Below are 20,457 nucleotides of genomic sequence, written 5' to 3' on the forward strand. Positions count from 1 at the left end.
GGGCTAATTACGCTTTTGTTGCAGAAGATGCTTTTTTAGCAAGAACCCGGGGAATCCGGCGCATGACTGACGGCACGCGCAACAACAGCAATAACGCGCCTATAGATGCATACACCGCCCACTCCTTCAGATCGGCCCGGACAATCCAGAGCATATGCAGCAATCCAAGCCCGAGAATGAAATACACCAACCGATGCAGCTTTTTCCAGCGTGCGCCCAGTCGGCGCTGACTGTAACGATTGGACGTGACCGCCAACAGCAATAGAAAGACGAAGCCCAGACTACCGACAAAGATATATGGCCGCTTGCGCAGCTCTACGCCCAACTGCGACCAATCCAAACCGAGAATGAATACGCCATAGGCACACAAGTGCAACACGACATAGGCGAAACACCACAACCCTAACTGCCTGCGCACCGCTATCCAACCCGCCCACCCAGTAAGGCGCTGCAACGGCGTCATACTTAAGGTGATCAACAGCAACACCAAAGTACCCAAGCCCAGACGATCAACCAAAACCTTGCCGGGGTCTGGCCCCAACACCGAAGCCCAGGCCTCATACAGCCAATACAGGGGCCAGACAGCCGCAGCAATAAAAACGGCGACACGCCAGAACGAATAACGCATCAGTAATTCTTCCGAAGGTCCATGCCGCTATATAGAGAAGCAACCTCGTCCGAGTAGCCATTGAACATCTGCGTTTCTCTTACGTTAGGACTGAACAGCCCACTCGGCAGACGACGCTCCCGTGCCTGAGTCCACCGAGGATGATCAACAGCTGGGTTCACATTTGCGTAAAAACCATATTCGTTGGCCGCAATGCTCTGCCATGTGGTCTTCGGCTGCTCACTGACCAGGCTGATACGCACAATCGACTTCACACTCTTGAAGCCATACTTCCAAGGCACCACCAGTCGCAGAGGCGCACCATTCTGGTTAGGCAGCTCACGCCCATACATCCCTACCGCAAGAATCGCCAATGGATTCATCGCCTCATCAAGACGCAAGCCTTCGACATAAGGCCAGTCGATCAAGGCAAAACCGGAACGCTGACCCGGCATGCTCTTAGGGTCCTGCAGTGTTTCAAAACGAATGAACTTGGCTTTACTGGTTGGCTCCACCTGCTTGAGCAACGCTGAGATTGGAAAGCCTATCCAGGGAATCACCATCGACCAGGCTTCTACGCAGCGAAGTCGATAAATACGCTCCTCCAGAGAGTAGGGCTTCATGAAATCTTCGAGGGTATAGCGTCCAGGCTTGGCGACCTCACCATCAACCACCACACTCCATGGTTCGGTCTTGAGCGCACCCGCGTTGGCCGCCGGATCCCCCTTGTCCGTACCGAACTCATAGAAGTTGTTGTAGTGGGTCGCATCCTTGAAAGGCGTGATCGCCTCTCCCTTGACTGTTACGGCTTGCCATTGGGTGTTGGTCAGCTTGTCAGAAAACCACGCAGGCGCACGGCCAGGCTCTACGTCGGCGTAACGCGCCATATCCTGCGCAACTGCCCAACGCGGCAAACCGGCAAAGGCCATGCCTGCTACCGCACCACCCAGCAAGCTGCGTCGAGAGAGATAAAGAGATTCAGGCGTGACATCCGACTCATTGCAGTCGGACGCTTTGGGGAATTTTAACAACATGGCAACTCCGCAGTATTGGAGGACAGATGTACCAATAGACTGCGGAGTATGGAGGAAATTACATCACTCGGCGCTTTTGCGACGACGCAGGTGCAACAGGTACTGGATAGGGCCTGAAGCTGCATAAGCCAGGAACACCAGCAGCAAAATACGTGGCGGATCGCTGAACACCACGGCAAACACCAGCACTACTGCCAGAATCGCTACAAAAGGTACCCGCCCTTTCAGATCCAGGTCCTTGAAGCTGTTGTACTTGATATTACTGACCATCAACATGCCTGCCGCCGCCACCATCAGCGCCACCAGAAACGACATCTTCGAACCCTGAATACCGTAGTCACTAAAAGCCCAGACAATACCCGCCACCACACCTGCCGCCGCAGGGCTGGCCAGGCCTATGAAATAACGCTTATCAGCAGTTCCCACCTGAGTGTTGAAACGTGCCAGGCGCAGTGCAGCACCCGCCACATAAATAAAGGCGACCATCCAGCCGACCTTACCCATATCGCCAAGAGCCCAACCGAAGGCAAGCAATGCCGGCGCTACGCCAAATGCAACCATATCCGACAGTGAATCGTACTCGGCGCCGAAAGCACTTTGGGTATTGGTCATGCGGGCAACCCGCCCATCCAAACCGTCAAGGACCATAGCGACAAAGATCGCAATAGCGGCAAAGGCAAAGTACTTGCTCGCCCCCGCCGTGTCCCCGGCACTCAGCGCACTCTGGGCACTCATGGAGCTGATAATGGAATAGAACCCCGCGAACAGGTTCGCAGTGGTGAACAGATTCGGCAGAAGATAGATACCACGATGCCGGACTTTACGGCCTTCAGCGTCATGCCCTTCTTCGACATGCTCATCGATCGGTAGCAGGCTTTCGGCGTCAGAGGCCTGGTTTGGCTCTTCGGGACGTTCGCTCATGGACAAATACCTTGCAACGGTGTGAAAAGTTTCGACAGATACCCAAGGGCCGTGATTCGGCCACAAAGGATCCAGCTTTATACCAGAACCTACCCGTCCAAACGAAAAAACGCGGCCTAGGCCGCGTTTTCTCTGACAAGACTCGAACTTAGTTCTTGGCTTTGTCGACGATTTTGTTGGCACCGATCCACGGCATCATCGAACGCAGTTGCTCACCGATGATTTCGATACCGTGAGCAGCGTTGTTACGACGCTTGGCGGTCATCGATGGGTAGCCAGTAGCGCCCTCGCTGATGAACATCTTCGCGTATTCGCCGTCCTGGATGCGCTTCAGAGCGTTGCGCATGGCCTGACGGGATTCGGCGTTGATAACTTCTGGACCAGTCACGTACTCGCCGTACTCGGCGTTGTTGGAGATCGAGTAGTTCATGTTGGCGATACCGCCTTCGTACATGAGATCAACGATCAGTTTCAGTTCGTGCAGGCACTCGAAATAGGCCATTTCCGGCGCGTAGCCAGCTTCAACCAGAGTTTCGAAACCGGCCTTGACCAGTTCAACGGTACCGCCGCACAGAACAGCCTGCTCGCCGAACAGGTCGGTTTCAGTCTCGTCCTTGAAGGTGGTTTCGATGATGCCGGTACGACCGCCGCCCACGCCAGCCGCGTAGGACAGGGCTACATTCTTGGCATTGCCGGACGCGTCCTGGTAGATAGCGATCAGGTCAGGAATACCGCCGCCCTTGACGAACTCGGAACGCACGGTGTGGCCTGGAGCCTTCGGCGCGATCATGATCACGTCGAGATCGGCACGTGGAACGACCTGGTTGTAGTGGATCGCGAAGCCGTGGGAGAAGGCCAGGGTGGCACCCTTCTTGATGTTCGGCTCGATTTCGTTCTTGTACAGCTGGGACTGGAACTCGTCCGGGGTCAGGATCATGACCAGGTCGGCGCCGGCAACGGCTGCAGCAACGTCGGTCACTTTCAGGCCATGAGCCTCAGCCTTGGCAACAGTGGCCGAGCCTTTGCGCAGGCCTACAGTCACGTCAACACCGGAGTCTTTCAGGTTGCAAGCTTGAGCGTGGCCCTGGGAACCGTAACCGATGATGGCAACTTTCTTGCCCTGGATGATCGACAGGTCGCAGTCTTTATCGTAGAAAACTTTCATGAATTTCCCCTATATCAGGCCGTTCCGGCCATTCGCTAATTTGAGTTAGATGCTCAGTACTTTGTCGCCACGGGCAATCCCGGTGACACCACTGCGTACGGTTTCCAGAATCGACGCGGTGCCGATCGATTGAATGAAACTGTCGAGCTTGTCGCTGGTACCGGTCAATTGAACGGTATACACGCTGGCGCTGACATCAACGATCTGCCCACGGTAAATATCAGTAGTGCGCTTGACCTCGGCGCGCTGTGCACCAGTGGCCTTGATCTTGACCAACATCAGTTCGCGCTCGATGTGAGCACTTTCCGACAGGTCCACCAGCTTCACCACCTCGATCAACTTGTTCAGGTTCTTGGTGATCTGCTCGATGATCTCATCATGACCAACCGTGGTGAGGGTGAGACGCGACAGGGTCGGGTCTTCGGTCGGCGCCACGGTCAAGCTTTCAATGTTGTAGTTACGCTGAGAGAACAGACCGACTACGCGAGACAAAGCGCCCGGTTCGTTTTCCAGAAGCAAGGAAATGATGTGCCGCATGATTAAGTACGCTCCGTCTTGCTCAGCCACATATCGCGCATAGAGCCGTCTTTGATCTGCATCGGATAGACGTGCTCGCTGGTGTCGACCTGGATATCAAGGAATACCAGGCGATCCTTCATGGCGAACGCTTCTTCCATCTTCGGCTTCAGATCCTTCAGATCAGTGATACGCATGCCCACGTGCCCATAGGCCTCAACCAGCTTGACGAAGTCAGGCAGCGACTCCATGTAGGAGTGCGAGTGACGGCTGCCGTAGCTCATGTCCTGCCATTGGCGCACCATGCCCAACACACCGTTGTTCAGGTTAACGATCTTGACCGGCAGACCGTACTGCAGGCAGGTGGACAGCTCCTGGATATTCATCTGGATACTGCCCTCGCCGGTGACGCAGGCGACATCATTATCCGGAAAGCTCAACTTGACGCCCATGGCTGCCGGGAAACCGAAGCCCATGGTGCCCAGGCCGCCGGAGTTGATCCAGCGATTGGGCTTGTTGAACTTGTAATACTGCGCCGCGAACATCTGGTGCTGGCCCACGTCGGAGGTGACAAAGGCATCGCCCTTGGTCACTTCGCACAGGGTTTCGATCACCGTTTGCGGCTTGATGATGCTGCCGTCGCCCTTGTCGTAAGGGAACAGGCCGCGATCACCACGCCACTCGTCGATCTGCTTCCACCAGCTGGCAACCGTGTCCTTGTTCGGGGTCTCGCCGATTTCCTTGAGCGCCGCGACCATTTCGGTCAGGACACTTTCCACAGGCCCCACGATAGGCACGTCAGCCTTGATGGTCTTGGAAATGGAAGCAGGGTCGATGTCCACATGAATGATCTTGGCGTTCGGGCAGAACTTCGGTGCACCGTTGATAACCCGGTCATCGAAGCGCGCGCCTACCGCAAGAATCACGTCAGCGTGGTGCATGGTCAGGTTGGCCGTGTAGCTGCCGTGCATGCCGAGCATGCCGACGAACTGTCGGTCAGTACCTGGATAGGCGCCCAAGCCCATCAAGGTATTGGTCACTGGCAGATTGAGCATCTTGGCCAGTTCGGTGAGCGGTGCAGAGCCGCCACCAAGGATCACGCCGCCGCCTGCATAAAGCACAGGTCGCTTGGCCGCCAGGAGCATCTCTGCCGCCTTGCGGATTTGCCCGGAATGACCACGGACAGCTGGGCTGTAGGAGCGCAGCTTGGCTTTCTTGGGGAAAACGTATTCGAACTTTTCAGCCGGGTTGGTCATGTCCTTGGGGATATCGACCACTACCGGACCGGGACGACCGGACTGCGCCAGATAGAAGGCTTTCTTCATGACTTCCGGGATTTCCGAAGCGTGCTTGATCATGAAGCTGTGCTTCACGATCGGCCGGGAAATACCGATCATGTCGGTTTCCTGGAACGCATCGGTACCGACCATGGTGCTAGGCACCTGACCGGAAATGATCACCATTGGAATCGAGTCCATATAGGCGGTGGCAATACCGGTAATGGCATTGGTCGCGCCCGGGCCGGAAGTCACCAGTACCACACCGGCTTTACCGGTGGCACGGGCATAGCCGTCAGCCATATGGGTTGCCGCTTGTTCGTGACGAACCAGGATGTGAGTCACTTCCGGCTCTTTGAACAGGGCATCGTAAACATGAAGGAGAGCACCACCTGGGTACCCGTAGATATATTTGACGCCTTCGTCACGCAAAAAGCGGACGAGCATCTCACCGCCAGATAAAAGCTCCACGTTGTTCACCTCTAAAACGCCAGAATACCGCCCTCAAAAGGGAGCGGGTCTTAATAGGTTTACTTCTCAGCAGAGCATGAGCGACGGTGGTCGCCGACTACGTCAGCACTGACTGAGCAAGTATTGGGAGCGCCCCAAAGTGTTGCGGGGTTTTCCCACCCAGCGCGAGGTAACGCGTTGCGGGTGTAGCACTTCGGCGCGGATGTGCGCCTCATGATCTGCTGAGTGGGTCTGCTTCTGGCAGTCCCTCTACAGCGGACTTTGGATTCTTCTGTTTCGTCCCCTTCAAGTCAAGTCGTCTATGTAGTTAATTCGAACTAAGCGCATGAGAACGCAAGAAAAAACCCAAAAACAACCACTGTCTGCACTTCGATTGCGCAATATTCGACAAGCAACTCAGAAATGCGCACCTTGACTTTGGTCATCGGCTTATAGACAGGGACTGGTCAAGGCTGCCGGCAGAACGGCAAGAAGAGCGCTAGGAAGAGCTGAGGAGGACGGTGCCTGGCATCCGAAGGCGACTGCCAGGCATACCTGGCAGTCTCGGATTCAGCGGGTGGCCGCGATGAGTTGATCGAACTCTTTGAGCAACATTCGCAACTGCAGATCGCGCCCCTGCATCGGCCGGGTGGAGAACACCATTTCGGCCATTTCCTGGATACCGGAGGCATTGGGTAGCGGCAGATCCTGCTCCAGGATCACCTTCATGCGCGGCAGGAAGATCCACTGCAGCCACTGCTCGAAATCCAGCGTATCCACGGCAAAAGGCTGAGTACTGGCCAGAGCCTCGGCACTGGGTGCTATCTCGTCCCACAGCCCCTGCACGCGCAACTCACGCTCGATCAGCAGCAACTGCTCGGCGATCTTGGGAAAACGCACATCCATCACAGCGAGACTCGGGCTTTCTGCCGTGCCTGGGCGGCACCAGCTGCATCACCCTGTTTCTCCCGTGCCTGGGCGATCAACTCCCACAAACTCGCCTGAAGATCGGGACGACCATTGGCAAAACTCAGACCGCGACGAGCAAACTGTTCGGCTTGCGGCGCATCACCCTGGGCCATGCGCACCTGAGCCAGGCGGTACAGCACCTGCGGCTCACGTGGAGCAACACGCTGCGCCCGCTCGAGGCTGGAAGAAGCACCGTTCAGGTCACCACTGGACTGCTGCTGTTGCGCAGTGGTTAGCAACGCTAGCACCGGACCGTCCAGTTGCTCATCAGCAGACAGGCCACCGGCACGTGCCGAAGGGATGCCACTGGGCGTGGAAGGCATGTTGTAGCTGCCCTGGTTAATCGGCGCCGGCTGATAGCCGGAGCCGTCCACCGGACCCGGGGTAATAGGCCCGGAGGTAATAGGCCCCGGAGTAATCGGCGAGCTGCTGATCGGCGCCGAAGCCGTTGCGCCACCACCCGGAACCATCACCACCACCCCGGAGTCCTCCGGAATCGCCTGTGCTTGAGCTTGCGCCGGACGCTTGATCGTCGTCTGTCGAAAGCCTCCGGAGGCAGAAATCCGCTCACTGTTGGACACGGCCGTGCCGGAGTCCACGACGGGAATGGAGCCGCGCTGCACACTGGCGCAACCGTTGAGCAACGCCAGAGCTGTAATAGCTGGAACCCACCACTTGTTCACGTCAAACCCTCATCGCTTAGTTCATCCAGCCCTTGACCCAATCCATCACATCGCTACCTGCCGGGGTTTCACCACCGCAGGAGGCGCCGGGAGGCGGTTCGCTGCCGCGAATATACGGCATCTGTACAGCCCCCGGACAGTTGGCATCGGAGCCCTGTCCGGTACGCGAATCGACCCAGGCTTGAACCACGTTGTCCGGCTGCGGCATATCCAGCGGCAGCGGATCGGCCTTGCGCATGAAACTGGTCCACACCTGTAAGGCACCCGTGGCGCCGGTAAACGGCGTCTTGCCATTATCGTCACGACCCAGCCAGACCACCGCCAGCAGGTCCTGGCTGAAGCCCGCGAACCAGCTGTCACGGGAGTCGTTACTGGTACCGGTCTTGCCCGCAAGCGCCAGGGTCTTGGGCAATACGTTGTAAACCGAGCTACCCGTGCCTTCGCGCATCACACGCTGCATCGCACTTTGGATCAGGTAGATAGACCCCGCATCGAATCGCTGCTGAATCTGGAACGGATAACGCTTGAGCGGTTCGCCTTCGGCCGTCAACACGCTGCGAATCCCACGCATTGGCGTATTGAAACCGCCATTGGCCAGGGTCTGGTACATGGTCGCCACTTCGATCGGGCTCATGCCACCGGCTCCCAGCAGCATCGAGGGGAACGCTGGGAACTCCCGGGTAACGCCCAGGCGCCCAAGGGTTTTCAGGACGTTGGGTACGCCCACTTCCAAGCCAAGCCGTGCGGTGGACAAGTTGTAGGAATGGGCCAGGCCCTGGTACAGGAAAACGGTGCCATGGGAACGACGGTCGTAGTTCTGCGGCTTCCACACCTGGCCGTCAGCGCCCTTCACCGAGAAAGCCTCATCGGAAAGCCAACTGGTCAGGGTGTACTGGCTGGGCTTTTCCAGAGCCGTCAGGTAGACCGCAGGCTTGATCAGCGAGCCGATTGGACGCACTGCGTCCAATGCCCGATTGAAACCCGCGAAGCTGGCTTGACGACTGCCGATCATGGCCTGGACTTCACCGGTTTCCGGATTGGTCACCACCATGGCCGCTTCAACGTCTTCCGAGCCCTTGCGTCCAGCCAGGCGTTTGAAGGTATCGTTGACCGAAGCCTCAGCCTTCATCTGCAGGATGGGATCGAAACTGGTGAAGATTCGCAGCCCTTCTTCAGTCAAGTCTTCGTCGCGATAATCTTCTCGCAACTGGCGCTTAACCAGGTCGAGGAAGCCTGGGAACGAGCTGTCCGCCAGGCTGCCGCGCTTGGTCACGCCCAATGGCATTTTTTTCGCAGCTTCAACCTGCTCGGCAGTGGCCACACCCTGTTGCTCAAGCAGGTCGAGCACCAGGTTGCGCCGTTCCAGAGCACGCTCCGGATAACGCCGCGGATTGTAATAGGAAGGACCTTTGACCATCCCCACCAGCAGCGCTACCTGATGCAATTTGAGCTCGGACAGCGGCTGGCTGAAGAAGAACTGGCTGGCCAAACCGAAACCGTGCACCGCTCGCTGACCATCCTGGCCGACAAAAACCTCGTTGAGATAGGCCTCGAGAATCTCGCGCTTGTCGTAATGCAGCTCCAGCAGCAGCGCCATCATGGCTTCATTGAGCTTTCGCGACAGGCTGCGTTCATTGGTCAGGAAGAAGTTCTTCACCAACTGCTGGGTCAGGGTGCTGCCACCCTGGCGCATCTGGCCCGACGAAGTGTTGACCCAGATCGCCCGGGCAATCGACTTCGGTGACACCCCGAAGTGCGAATAGAAGTCACGGTCTTCCACCGCCACCAGGGTTTCCAGCAGGTAGGGGGGAACCTGATCGATCTTGATCAGGATCCGGTCCTCCAGGTTTTTCGGGTACAGGCCTCCGATCAGCAGCGGCTCCAGCCGCACGACCGCAAGCTTGGCGCCCTTACTGCCGGACAGCTCCGCCACATAGTCACCGGAGAAACGCACGCGAACCGGCTGCGCTTGCTCCAATCCTTCATAGAACTGGAAGCCACGGGTATTCAGATCGACAGTGTTGCCGCTGACCGCAGCAGCACCGGGACCGTTGGCGACACTTTCGCGACGATAGCCCAGGGCATCGAGCTCCGTCAGGAAGTCCTCCTTGCTGAGCTTTTGTCCGACGAACAGCTCCAGCGGACGGGCATAGACCTTGGCCGGGATAGTCCAGCGCTTGCCGGAGAATTTTTCCTGGACCACAGCATCGAGGTAAACCGCAAAGCCAGCGAGCACTACCAAGCCGACCAAACTGAGCTTGAGCGCCCAGCCCAGCCAGGGGCGCAGGCCACCAGAGGGAGTTTTTTTAGCGGAACGAGAGGATCGGGTACGAGTCATGGCGGCGGATTATACGCACTTTATTCATCCTCAACATGCGCCACCCGAGGTTTGCGTTACCCCTCCCAACGGCCATAATGACGCCCTCGATTTTCCCGACTCTAAAGGATCACCCGTGAGCCAGTCACTGATCGCCGCCCTGCAAAACCCCGCTTTGTATCCTCATCCCGTAGAAGGGTTTCAGGTCATCGAAACCCACATCTCCTGGGTACTGCTCACCGGTCCCTTTGCTTATAAAGTGAAGAAGCCGGTGAATTTCGGGTTCCTCGATTTCACCAGCCTGGATGCCCGGGAGCATTTCTGCGGTGAAGAGCTGCGCCTGAACCAGCGCCTGACCCAGGACCTGTACCTGGAAGTCCTGCCGATCACCGGTAGCGCCGAAGCTCCAGAGCTGGGCGGCAACGGCCCGGTCATCGAATACGCGCTGAAAATGCGCCAGTTCCCTCAGAGCCAATTGCTCAGCACCTTGCAAACCAATAGCGAACTGACCACCGCGCACATCGACGAGCTAGCCAAGCAGATCGCCGAGTTCCACCTCAGCGCCCCCAAGGTCCCGGCCGCCCACGAAGCCGGTACACCGGAAAGCGTAATGGCGCCAGTACGCCAGAACTTCGAGCAGATACGCCCCTTCCTCAGCGATAAGGCCGACCTGCAGCAGCTCGAAGCCCTGGAGGCCTGGGCCGAGGCTAGTTTCGAACGCCTCAAGCCACTGCTGGCCCAACGCAAGAGCGAAGGCTTTATCCGTGAGTGCCACGGTGATATCCACCTGGGTAACGCCACTCTTATCGACGGTAAGGTGGTGATTTTCGACTGCATCGAATTCAACGAACCCTTCCGTTTCACTGACGTCTATGCCGACACCGGCTTCCTCGCCATGGACCTGGAAGATCGCGGCCTGAAAAGCCTGGCGCGGCGTTTCATCAGCCAGTACCTGGAACTGACCGGTGACTATCAGGGCCTGGAACTGCTGAACTTCTACAAAGCCTACCGTGCTCTGGTACGCGCCAAAGTCAGCCTGTTCAGCATGCCGGCCGATGCCACTCCGGTGCAGCGCGCCACCACCCTGCGCCAATACCGCAACTACGCCAACCTCGCGGAAAGCTACAGCACCATTCCATCACGCTTCCTGGCGATCACCTCGGGCGTCTCGGCCGTTGGCAAAAGCCGCGTAGCCATGCGTCTGGTGGAGGCACTGGGCGCCGTTCGCCTGCGCTCCGATGTGGAACGCAAGCGTCTGTTCGGCGAGCAACAAGTGCCGAACGACCCTCACGCCGGTATCTACAGCAGCGAAGCCAGCAGCGCCACCTACACCCGCCTGCATGAAATTGCCGAAACTATTCTGCGCGCTGGTTTCCCAGTCGTGATCGACGCTACCTACCTCAAGCGCGCGCAGCGGGATGCCGCAGCCAAGGTGGCCGAAGCCACCGGCACCCCTTGCCTAATCATCGACTGCAACGCACCCGAGGCAGTGGTCGCCAGCTGGTTGGCTCAACGTCAAGCCGATCAGAACGATCCTTCCGATGCCACTCTGGAAGTGATCGCCACCCAGCAAGCCACGCGTGAGGCCCTGACCGACGAAGAGCTGCTACGCAGCAAGCGCATCGAAACCAACGAAAGCGGTAGCCTGGATGCCCTGGTTGCCAACATTCGTCAGCGCCTCCCAGGCCTGTAAGCAGTAATTTCAGCCGTGAAGTGCAAAGACTTCACGGCTGAAAAATAGTGGCACTATACTGGCGTCATAAATCCAACACTGGTGACGTCGCCATGAGCCAACCGAAACTTCTGGATACTCCGCTTTACGCCCTGCTGCATAGAGACGACATCGTCGGTTTCAACCGCGAACGTCCAAAGGATCAACCCATCGACATGCGTGGCGGTGACTTCCGCGGCCTCGACCTGCGACAGTTGAACGCTCAGGGCATCGACTTCACTGACGCCTACTTCCGTTCCGCCGATCTGCGTGGCCTGGACCTGCGCAATGCCACCATGGAAGGCGCCAGCCTGGCCCATGCGCAAATCTCTGGCGCCTACTTCCCGGTAGAACTGACTGCCGACGAAATCCTCATGTCGGTCAACTTCGGTACCCGCCTGCGGTACAACACCCGCTGAAACCCCTGCACTGCTCTGTCCGGCGCCCAACTGCGCGCCGGACCCGCGACATCCCCATTGCTCCCTTACCCTGCAAGGCCCGAGCGCCCTCGCTGCCTCGCCCTGATCCCCCCCCTCCTTAGAAGCATTTGCGCCAAACCCGACCAAAGAACAGCGCGTTTTCTACTGAGCGCTACACTCCTTTGAGGCTGCCCACTCACCATTCGGCCATCGCCAGGAGGCTTAATGAATGATGAACTGCAACATTTGAAGAACCTTGGCAAGACCTCCGCACAATGGCTGCATGCAGTGGGCATCCATAGTGCTTCGGACTTGCGCCGCCTGGGCGCGGTAGACGCCTATCGGGCGGTGCGCACCCGCGGTTTTCGCGCCTCTAAAGTCCTGCTATACGCCATTGAAGGAGCCTTGATGGACATGCACTGGAACGACCTTCCTGCTGAACGCAAAGAGGCGTTGAACAAACAGCTGGACGCCATTTCCTCTCGCCACAAAAACTGACTGGCAGAACCTTATGTATCTGATGGGGGAGCAACCGGCCTACGCCGATGCCTTGATCAACCGTCTGCAAAGTATCCCGACGCAACTACTGGCGGGACTTTCACCCAGCGGTTCAGCCCTGGAATTTGAAGCTGTAGCGGACCTGTCCAGCGCACTGCCCGGTCACCAACTGTTCCTCCTCGACAGCGGCGTGATCCAGGCCAGCGTTGACGAACGACCACTTTTTTACCTGCATGAAGGGGATCTGGTGGGGTTGCGTCGAGGTATCGAGCAGCCACAGTGGCACTTGAGCAGCGACACACCACTGATATTGACCCCCTATTTGCGGACCGACGTGTTCCGGCATATCTACGCCGACGAACAGCGCTCGGAACTGTTGCTGCAATACCTGATTGGCCAGACCGCCCTACTCTCTGACGCAGTAGCTCGCTTGAAACCTCCGGAATTACGCAGCAACAACGGCTTCAAACGGGTAGCTTCCGGCGAGGTTCTGATTGCTCAGGGGGATGAGGCGGATCATGTGTTCGTGATTCTCGAAGGGCACGCCCAAGCCTTTGTCGATGGCCACAAAGTTGGCGATGTACCCAAGGATGAGATTTTTGGCGCGATGGCGGTCTTCACCGGAGAGAAACGCAGCGCCAGTGTGATCGCCAGCGAGCCGAGCACGATCATGCTGATTCCCAAGGAGCAGTTCCTCAGCCTGACCCAGAGCAATCCACGCATCGCCCACAGCCTGATCGAGAGCATGGCACGGCGCATCGACCTGCTGAACAAGGAAGTGACCCGTCTCATGGCCTTGAGCAGCCCGAGCCAAGATTGAACCAGCAGAGGATCCAAACAAGCGTTTAGCGAAATATGCGAAAACTGAAAAAGCCTTGTTGACTTCGAAATGAGAATCGTTATGATTATCACAACTGGTCGCGAGATCAGTCGATAACCTGGAAGACCAGTGGTTCGGACTCTCAGATTATCTCCTCATCAGGCTAATCACGGTTATTTGACCCGGCTCTTGCCGGGTCTTTTTTTGCCGGTGAAAAAGTGAGCCATTCAAGGTTTCAATTGCGCACAGTAATCCTTGGGTGGCTGGGGTGGCGTGTACCAGACGTAATCGGCCGATGCCGGGGAAACCTCACTTCCCTGCTCCGCCAGAATCAGCACCACAACTTCCTGCCCCTGATCCAGATCAGCCATATGCAAGGGCACCCCAAGATCCCGGCGCCCATGAAAAGATCCGGCAAACAGCAAGGCTGGAGTCGGTGCTGCCAGCAGCCGCTCGGCCATGCGCCGATCCCGCTGTTGCTGCACCGCCAGCATGGACGGCACCTGGCTTTCGGGCAGTAGGCCACAGTGGGACTCGCGAATTTGCGCGGACAAGAGCTGAGTCACCGGGCGGGCATTGCTCCGCGCCCCGGACAGAACAGGCGCCTGTGCATAAATCCTGCGCACGTCCTGAGTGTTCAGATTGGCTGCCAGCAAGGGATAGGGCTGCTTCAACGCATACCCCACCAGCGGACCGTAGAGACTCCAGTCCCAACCCGGTTGCCAGGCCAACGTAGCGGGTAATCCTTCAGGCAAACGCCGCCCATCCAGGGACCGCTTGACCTCATCGACTTTTGATTGCTGATCCGGATTGAGCATTTCCAACAACAGACTGCCCTGTTGCCGCTCCGCGGACATAGAGCGCAAGAGCCAGAGTTGCAACGCGTGATGATCGGCGTTGTCATGCTGCTCACCGACTATCAGCCTGGGCGCCTGTGCCAGGCGTTCAACCAGCTCGCCTGGGCTCAGCGCCTCACCATTGTGCAGATCAATAATGTTGCCTGGCTCCCGCGCAACCGGGGGCGGCAGCGTTTCCGGCATGCTGTGACAGGCCGCCAGCAACAAGGCCAGCAGTAGCGAGAGTGCACGCATCAGGTCTCTCCGTGTGTCAGATCAACGGGCAATGATCAACGGATGCCCGCGTTCAGGGTGCTGCTGCACCAGAACCTCCAGGCCGAACACCGCTTGCAACGGCTCGGAACGCAGCACCTCGGCTGGCGTCCCCAATGAATGCGGGCGTCCGCCTTCAAGCAGCAATACCCGATCACAGTAGCGCGCCGCCAGATTCAGGTCATGGAGGATAATCAGTACCGCCGCGCCGCGATCGGCAAACTCCCGGACGGCCTGCAAGGTGATGTGTTGATGCAACGGGTCGAGGGCAGACGTGGGCTCATCCAGCAACAGGTTGTGCCCACTCTGTCCTGGCCACAATTGCGCCAGGACCCGCGCCAGATGCACCCGCTGCCGCTCTCCACCCGACAACGCCAGGTAGCTGCGCCCCGACAGATGCATCACATCGGCCGCCTCCAGCGCGGCACTGACTATCTGCGCGTCACGCACGCGACCACTCTGATGGGGCAAGCGCCCAAGCCCCACCACTTCCTCGACCCGAAAAGCGAAGTCCAGACTCGACGCCTGAGGCAACACCGCCAGACGTTGCGCCCGCAATGTACCCTGCCACTGCGCCAACTCTTGCCCATCCAGCGACACTCGGCCCTGGTGGGCCGCCAACTCTCCACTCATGGCTCCGAGCAGACTGCTTTTACCGGCGCCATTGGGTCCAAGCACCCCCAATACCTGGCCCGGCAACAATTGCAGGTCCACGCCGGACAGAACATCTTTACCACCACGGCGGACATGCAGATTCTCGACTCGCAGCATCAGGCGCGCCCTCGCAACAACAGGTACAGAAAGAACGGGGCGCCGATAAAAGCGGTGACGATACCGATGGGCAATTCGGCTGGTGCCAGCGCCAGACGCGCCACCAGGTCAGCCAACAGCAGCAAGCTGGCCCCCGCCAGGATCGATGCCGGAAGCAAGGTGCGGTGATCCGGCCCCGACAGCAGGCGCACCAGATGCGGCACCACCAGTCCGACAAAACCTATCATCCCCGCTGCAGCCACGGCAGCTCCCACGCCCAGGGCAGTACAGAACACCAGCTCGCGCTTGAGTCCTTCGACATCGATCCCCAAATGCTTGGCCTCGGACTCGCCCAGTAGCAGCGCATTCAATGCCGTGGCCCGACGAGGCAACCACAGAGCTACCGCAGCCGTCACCAGCAGCAGCGGCCACAACCGCTGGTAACTGGCACCGTTCAGGCTGCCCAGGTTCCAGAAGGTCAAGGTTCGCAAGGTGGCATCATCCGCCAGGTAGGTGAACAAGCCCACAGCCGAGCTGGCCAGAGCCGTCAAGGCTATTCCCGCCAGCAACATGGTTGCTACATGAGTCTGGCCATTGCGCCGGCCAAGACGATAGACCAGCGCCGTAACTCCCAGGCCACCCAGAAAGGCACAGAGTGAAAGCAGGTAAGGGCCAATGGCTTCCGGTACACCGCCGAACATCGAGCCGCCAACAATGGCGATCGCCGCGCCCAACGCTGCTCCACTGGACACCCCCACCAGCCCCGGATCCGCCAGGGGATTGCGAAACAGTCCCTGCATGGCCACGCCGGACAGCGCCAGCACTCCACCCACCGCAAGGCCAAGCAAGGTCCGCGGCAAGCGGATCTGCCCGAGGATCAGCTCCGCCTGCTCCAGCCCCTGCCCATTGATCGGTATTCCAAGCAAGCGCAGGGCGGCGCGCAAGGTATCGAACAGGGGCAGGCTGACCGGCCCCAAGGCCAGTGACAGCCAAATAGCCAGGAGGCACAGGGCTCCCAACCCGAGAAACAGCGTTCTAGGTTTGACCAGACGACTCATTGAGCCGACTTGGCCTGGGGGTAGAACGCTGCCGCCAGGCGCTTCAGGCTATCCGGCAACCGAGGCCCCAAGCCCCCCACCAGCAGGGTCGGGTCCAATTCGACCACCCGCCCAGCCTTGACCGCCGCAGTAGACGCCAGCACCGGGTTTTCCTTGAACAGCGCAGCACGGGCCGCGTCGCCGCTCAGACTGCGATCGGAAAACACCAGGACTTGCGGACTCAAGCCGGCCAAGGACTCCACCGAAAACGGCTTGTAGCCGGTATGGGTCGCCAAGTTGTGCCCACCGGCCTGCTGCAGGAGCCAGTCCGCCGCAGTGTCCTTGCCGGCAATCAGCGGTTTACCACCAGCATGTCCCAGCAGCAGCAATACTCCCGGCGCCGCCTGGGCCTTCTGTGCCTCACTGACCCAGGCGTGTTGCTGTTCAAGCTGCTTTTGATAGTCCTGAAACAGCTCTGCGGCTTGCGCCTCGCGGCCCAGTAGTTGCCCCAGATGCCGCAAAGTGTGCTGCAAGGTAGGAAGATCGGCCTGGGCAGAAAACAGCTCGACCCTGACCCCGGCGCTACGAATCTGTGACAGCACCGGTGGCGGGCCCATTTCCTCTGTACCCACCAGAATCTGCGGCCGCAGGCTCAGGATGCCTTCCGCCGATAGCTGCCGTTGATAGCCAATGCTGGGCAGCGCCTTGAGTGATGCCGGGTGCTGGCTGGTGGTGTCGACCCCTACCAGCTTCGACTCCGCGCCCAGAGCTGTTACCCACTCAGACAAGGCCCCACCAGCACTGACCCAACGCTGCGGCAACTCATCGGCGGTGGCCCACTGGCTCACCAGCATTCCGGCACAGAACGCAATGGCGCTGGCACTCAGGCGCATAAGTACATTTCCTTTATAGACGTGGGGCCCGCGAAGCAGCTGTCCATGTGACATGCCAGGCAGAGCAGGCATCGAAATGAGCAAGCACCCCGTGTCGGGCGAGGCGGCCATTTGATAATTGTTTTCATTTAGCAGTCAAGCGTCGACATGTTTCATCCTGCCGCCACGGAAAAACTGTGACAGCCTTAGCGCAGAGCCTTGGGACCAAGAGGATAGACATGAAATTTCTTTGCGCCGGGAGTGACCTTCCCGAGGCCGGTAGCCGGGGTTTCCAGCTTGCGGGCTTGAAGCTCTTTGCCGTGCGCCGCGAGGGGCAGGCCTACGTGTATGCCAATCAGTGCCCGCACCGAGGAGTCCCCCTGGAATGGCAACCTGATCAGTTCCTCGATCCCAGCGCCAGCCTGATCCAGTGCGCCACCCATGGCGCACTGTTTCTGATCGAGAGTGGCGAATGTGTGGCAGGGCCATGCGCCGGGCAGTTCCTGAGGGCTATCGACTGCAGGGAAGACAGTCAGGGCATCTGGGTCGATCTTTAACCCTAAAACAGCACCTCTAGGCGCCGATCGATAGAGACTTCCTGTGCCGTCAGGCGAACGCCATAAGCCAGCACCTCGACACCGGCCGCTACCGCCTCCCTCAGGGCTACGGCATACCCCGGATCAATCTCCTCTGCCGGACGCACTGCTTCTATACCCGAGAGATTGACGCAATACAGCTGAACCGCACGTACCCCCTCCCGAGCCAGGCTTGCCAGTTCACGCAAGTGCTTGGCGCCGCGCTGGGTCACCGCATCGGGGAACGCCGCCACTGCGCAACCATCGAACCCCAGAGTGACACTCTTGACCTCGACATAGGCCGGACCGCACGGGTAATCCAGGCGAAAATCGATGCGACTGTTCTCCTGCCCATAAGGCACCTCGCGCTTCAACCCGGTGAAGCCGTTCAATTCATTGATCAGCCCCGCCCTCAACGCCTCTTCAACCAGGCTGTTGGCCCGCCCGGTATTGACGCAGGCCAGACGACCTTGAGGCGTTTCACTGATTTCCCAGGTGCCCGGCAGCTTGCGCTTGGGGTCGTTGGAACGGCTGAACCACACCTGCCCGCCTTCAACCATGCAATTGAACATCGAGCCGGTATTGGGACAGTGAATCGTCATCTGTTCGCCCGCAGCGGTTTCGATGTCTGCCAGGAAACGCTTGTAGCGACGCAGCAGACGCCCTTCTTCCAAGGGAGGATCGAAGCGCATCAGCCTTGCCAGCTCTGCAGGCCACGGGAGATACGCTGCACCGCTTCCTGGAGGCGCTCCAGGCTCTGGGTGTAGGCGAAACGCACATGGTGTCCCGCCTGGTGACGACCGAAGTCCAGGCCGGGAGTGAAGGCCAAGTGCTCGGTCTCCAGGAAGTGCCGGCAGAAAGCAAAGGCATCACCACCAAAAGCGCTGATATCGGCGTACAGATAGAAGGCTCCTTCAGGCTCCACGGCGATACCAAAGCCCAACTCGCGCAAGGCCGGGAGCAGGAAATCCCGGCGGCGCCCGAATTCGGCACGACGCTCCTCAAGCATGCTGATGGTTTGCGGCTCGAAACAGGCCAGAGCAGCGTACTGGGCCATGCTCGGCGCACTGATGTAGAGGTTCTGCGCCAGTTTCTCCAGCTCACCCACAGCCGCAGGCGGTGCCACCAGCCACCCCAGGCGCCAGCCGGTCATGCCGAAATACTTGGAAAAACTATTCAGGACGAAAGCGCTGTCATCCACTTCCAGCACGCTGGCGGCATCAGTGCCATAGGTCAGGCCGTGGTAGATCTCGTCCACCACCAGATGTCCGTTACGAGCCTTGATCGCAGCGGACAGGCCCGCCAGTTCATCACGACTGAGCACAGTCCCGGTAGGGTTCGCCGGGGAAGCAACCAGGGCGCCGACGCTGTCCTGATCCCAGTAACGCTCCACCAAGTCAGGAGTCAGTTGATAACGCACATCCGGCCCTACCGGCACCAACTGCGCAGCACCTTCCACCAGACGCAGGAAATGCCGGTTGCACGGATAGCCCGGGTCAGCCAGCAGCCAGTGCTTGCCCGGGTCCACCAGCAGGCTGCTGGTCAGCAGCAACGCACCAGAACCTCCGGGAGTGATCATGATCCGCTCGGGGTCGATATCCAGGCCATAACGCTGCTGGTAGAAACCGGAGATTGCCCCACGCAGCTCCGGGATACCTCGCGCCGCGGTGTAACGAGTCTTGCCGGCGCTCAAGGCCGCCTGCCCGGCCTTGATGATCGGCTCGGCGGTGGTGAAGTCCGGCTCGCCGATCTCCAGGTGAATCACATCATGTCCAGCGGCCTGCAACTCATTGGCGCGGGCCAGCAGGGCCATGACATGGAAAGGTTCGATAGCGCGACTGCGCGCACTGTAGGGCAGAGCCATTAGCCTTCCTTTATTCGAGGGGGAGCAAAAGTCCGATTCTACCCATCCAGTGAAGCTCGGGAGAACCCAACCCTATCCATGCGGTCTGTTGCCTTGCGCCAACTGGTGCAAACAGAAACCGCAGATTTGACTAAAATCAACGATTGAGCGGACCGATCTGCAAGCCATGCCAGAGTTTTCCCGTGTCTACGGACTGCGACTGGACACAGGCTCGACAACCGGGAGTAGCGCGCTCTGGTTTGATCTGGTAAGTTCGCCCGCTTGCAGCCGCAGGGCCGGCAAGTGTCGGAGATGGAGCAATCCTGCGCAATGGATTACAAGAGTAGAGGCGGTCCATTCATGCCCACCCAAGCAAAGCAACAGATTCAATCGATCAGCGGTTTTGAACCTTATGTTGAAACTGCGGGCGAAGAGTACATGGGCAAGCCCATGCGTGAGCACTTCACCAAGATCCTGAACAAGTGGAAACAGGACTTGATGCAGGAAGTCGACCGCACTGTTGATCACATGAAAGATGAAGCGGCCAACTTCCCTGACCCGGCCGACCGTGCCAGCCAGGAAGAAGAGTTCAGCCTTGAACTGCGCGCCCGTGATCGTGAGCGCAAGTTGATCAAGAAGATCGACAAGACCCTGCAGCTGATCGAAGACGAAGAATACGGCTGGTGTGAATCCTGTGGTGTCGAGATCGGCATCCGCCGGCTGGAAGCCCGCCCAACCGCCGATATGTGCGTTGATTGCAAGACCCTGGCGGAAATCAAGGAAAAACAAGTCGGCAAGTAATCGCCGGCCTGAACCTGAAACGGAGCGTATACACGCTCCGTTTTCGTTTCCGCCTTGCGCTGTAGAAGCGAGCTCACTCGCAA

The 20,457-nt window shown here is 58.8% G+C and carries 21 protein-coding genes; 6 read left to right on the forward strand and 15 right to left on the reverse strand.

The features are described from left to right. Positions 1–7: 7 nt before the first annotated feature. The 9 genes from msrQ to mrcB all read right to left on the reverse strand — a co-directional run bounded on the left by msrQ (position 8) and on the right by mrcB (position 9,960). Positions 8–628, reverse strand: a complete 621-nt coding sequence (gene msrQ, locus Q8O96_RS25230) for a protein-methionine-sulfoxide reductase heme-binding subunit MsrQ (protein WP_305949682.1) — start codon at positions 626–628, stop codon at positions 8–10. Beyond that, positions 628–1,641, reverse strand: a complete 1,014-nt coding sequence (gene msrP / locus Q8O96_RS25235; protein WP_305949683.1) for a protein-methionine-sulfoxide reductase catalytic subunit MsrP — start codon at positions 1,639–1,641, stop codon at positions 628–630. Before msrP ends, msrQ begins: the two co-directional genes overlap by 1 nt. A gap of 63 nt (positions 1,642–1,704) precedes the next feature. Continuing rightward, the gene (gene pssA, locus Q8O96_RS25240) at positions 1,705–2,562 is read right to left on the reverse strand and encodes a CDP-diacylglycerol--serine O-phosphatidyltransferase (RefSeq protein WP_102865505.1); all 858 of its coding nucleotides are present in this window, start codon (positions 2,560–2,562) and stop codon (positions 1,705–1,707) included. Positions 2,563–2,710: 148 nt separating this feature from the next. Further along, the gene (gene ilvC, locus Q8O96_RS25245; protein WP_007959661.1) at positions 2,711–3,727 is read right to left on the reverse strand and encodes a ketol-acid reductoisomerase; all 1,017 of its coding nucleotides are present in this window, start codon (positions 3,725–3,727) and stop codon (positions 2,711–2,713) included. 45 nt (positions 3,728–3,772) lie between these two features. Next, a complete protein-coding gene (gene ilvN, locus Q8O96_RS25250; protein ID WP_016964842.1) occupies positions 3,773–4,264 on the reverse strand; it encodes an acetolactate synthase small subunit in 492 nt (163 codons plus the stop codon). Positions 4,265–4,266: 2 nt separating this feature from the next. Continuing rightward, on the reverse strand, positions 4,267–5,991 hold the full coding sequence (locus Q8O96_RS25255; protein ID WP_042940970.1) for an acetolactate synthase 3 large subunit: 1,725 nt from the start codon (positions 5,989–5,991) through the stop codon (positions 4,267–4,269). A gap of 549 nt (positions 5,992–6,540) precedes the next feature. Next, positions 6,541–6,876, reverse strand: coding sequence for a YqcC family protein (locus Q8O96_RS25260; RefSeq protein ID WP_102882215.1), 336 nt, complete (start codon positions 6,874–6,876; stop codon positions 6,541–6,543). Continuing rightward, a complete protein-coding gene (locus tag Q8O96_RS25265; protein ID WP_102865503.1) occupies positions 6,876–7,622 on the reverse strand; it encodes a M48 family metallopeptidase in 747 nt (248 codons plus the stop codon). Before Q8O96_RS25265 ends, Q8O96_RS25260 begins: the two co-directional genes overlap by 1 nt. A gap of 16 nt (positions 7,623–7,638) precedes the next feature. Then, positions 7,639–9,960, reverse strand: coding sequence for a penicillin-binding protein 1B (gene mrcB, locus Q8O96_RS25270; protein WP_207166562.1), 2,322 nt, complete (start codon positions 9,958–9,960; stop codon positions 7,639–7,641). Positions 9,961–10,075: 115 nt separating this feature from the next. Between mrcB and Q8O96_RS25275 the strand changes: the two genes are divergently transcribed. The 4 genes from Q8O96_RS25275 (at position 10,076) to Q8O96_RS25290 (ending at position 13,387) form a co-directional block, all read left to right on the forward strand. Next, the gene (locus tag Q8O96_RS25275) at positions 10,076–11,632 is read left to right on the forward strand and encodes a bifunctional aminoglycoside phosphotransferase/ATP-binding protein (RefSeq protein WP_102865501.1); all 1,557 of its coding nucleotides are present in this window, start codon (positions 10,076–10,078) and stop codon (positions 11,630–11,632) included. Between the two features lie 92 nt (positions 11,633–11,724). Beyond that, the gene (locus Q8O96_RS25280) at positions 11,725–12,069 is read left to right on the forward strand and encodes a pentapeptide repeat-containing protein (RefSeq protein ID WP_102865500.1); all 345 of its coding nucleotides are present in this window, start codon (positions 11,725–11,727) and stop codon (positions 12,067–12,069) included. A gap of 225 nt (positions 12,070–12,294) precedes the next feature. After that, entirely contained in the window at positions 12,295–12,567 is a 273-nt protein-coding gene (locus tag Q8O96_RS25285) for a TfoX/Sxy family protein (protein ID WP_011063495.1), read from the forward strand. A 13-nt stretch (positions 12,568–12,580) separates the two neighbouring features. Then, a complete protein-coding gene (locus Q8O96_RS25290) occupies positions 12,581–13,387 on the forward strand; it encodes a Crp/Fnr family transcriptional regulator (protein WP_102865499.1) in 807 nt (268 codons plus the stop codon). Positions 13,388–13,614: 227 nt separating this feature from the next. Here Q8O96_RS25290 and Q8O96_RS25295 read toward each other — a convergent pair whose 3' ends face one another. From Q8O96_RS25295 to Q8O96_RS25310, 4 genes are read right to left on the reverse strand one after another with little or no spacing between them, the layout of a single operon-like run. Then, positions 13,615–14,478, reverse strand: coding sequence for a ChaN family lipoprotein (locus Q8O96_RS25295; RefSeq protein WP_102865498.1), 864 nt, complete (start codon positions 14,476–14,478; stop codon positions 13,615–13,617). Positions 14,479–14,499: 21 nt separating this feature from the next. Continuing rightward, positions 14,500–15,267 (reverse strand): heme ABC transporter ATP-binding protein, encoded by a 768-nt coding sequence (locus Q8O96_RS25300; RefSeq protein ID WP_102865497.1) that lies wholly within the window; start codon positions 15,265–15,267, stop codon positions 14,500–14,502. Then, complete coding sequence (locus Q8O96_RS25305; RefSeq protein ID WP_102865496.1) at positions 15,267–16,304, reverse strand: iron ABC transporter permease; 1,038 nt, start codon at positions 16,302–16,304, stop codon at positions 15,267–15,269. Before Q8O96_RS25305 ends, Q8O96_RS25300 begins: the two co-directional genes overlap by 1 nt. Then, the gene (locus Q8O96_RS25310) at positions 16,301–17,176 is read right to left on the reverse strand and encodes a hemin ABC transporter substrate-binding protein (protein WP_102865495.1); all 876 of its coding nucleotides are present in this window, start codon (positions 17,174–17,176) and stop codon (positions 16,301–16,303) included. Before Q8O96_RS25310 ends, Q8O96_RS25305 begins: the two co-directional genes overlap by 4 nt. Positions 17,177–17,394: 218 nt before the next feature. Between Q8O96_RS25310 and Q8O96_RS25315 the strand changes: the two genes are divergently transcribed. Next, positions 17,395–17,712 carry a Rieske (2Fe-2S) protein gene (locus tag Q8O96_RS25315; protein WP_102865494.1) on the forward strand — a complete coding sequence of 106 codons (318 nt, stop codon included), beginning with the start codon at positions 17,395–17,397 and terminating at the stop codon, positions 17,710–17,712. Between the two features lie 2 nt (positions 17,713–17,714). Here the strand turns inward: Q8O96_RS25315 and sfsA are convergent, their stop codons facing one another. Then, a complete protein-coding gene (sfsA, locus tag Q8O96_RS25320; RefSeq protein ID WP_102865493.1) occupies positions 17,715–18,422 on the reverse strand; it encodes a DNA/RNA nuclease SfsA in 708 nt (235 codons plus the stop codon). Next, a complete protein-coding gene (locus tag Q8O96_RS25325) occupies positions 18,422–19,594 on the reverse strand; it encodes a pyridoxal phosphate-dependent aminotransferase (protein WP_102865492.1) in 1,173 nt (390 codons plus the stop codon). Before Q8O96_RS25325 ends, sfsA begins: the two co-directional genes overlap by 1 nt. Before the next feature lie 339 nt (positions 19,595–19,933). Between Q8O96_RS25325 and dksA the strand changes: the two genes are divergently transcribed. Then, positions 19,934–20,374, forward strand: coding sequence for an RNA polymerase-binding protein DksA (dksA, locus tag Q8O96_RS25330; protein WP_011063504.1), 441 nt, complete (start codon positions 19,934–19,936; stop codon positions 20,372–20,374). Positions 20,375–20,457 lie beyond the last annotated feature (83 nt).

The organism is Pseudomonas sp. LPH60, from assembly GCF_030718165.1.
GTDB classification, from domain to species: domain Bacteria; phylum Pseudomonadota; class Gammaproteobacteria; order Pseudomonadales; family Pseudomonadaceae; genus Aquipseudomonas; species Aquipseudomonas danubii.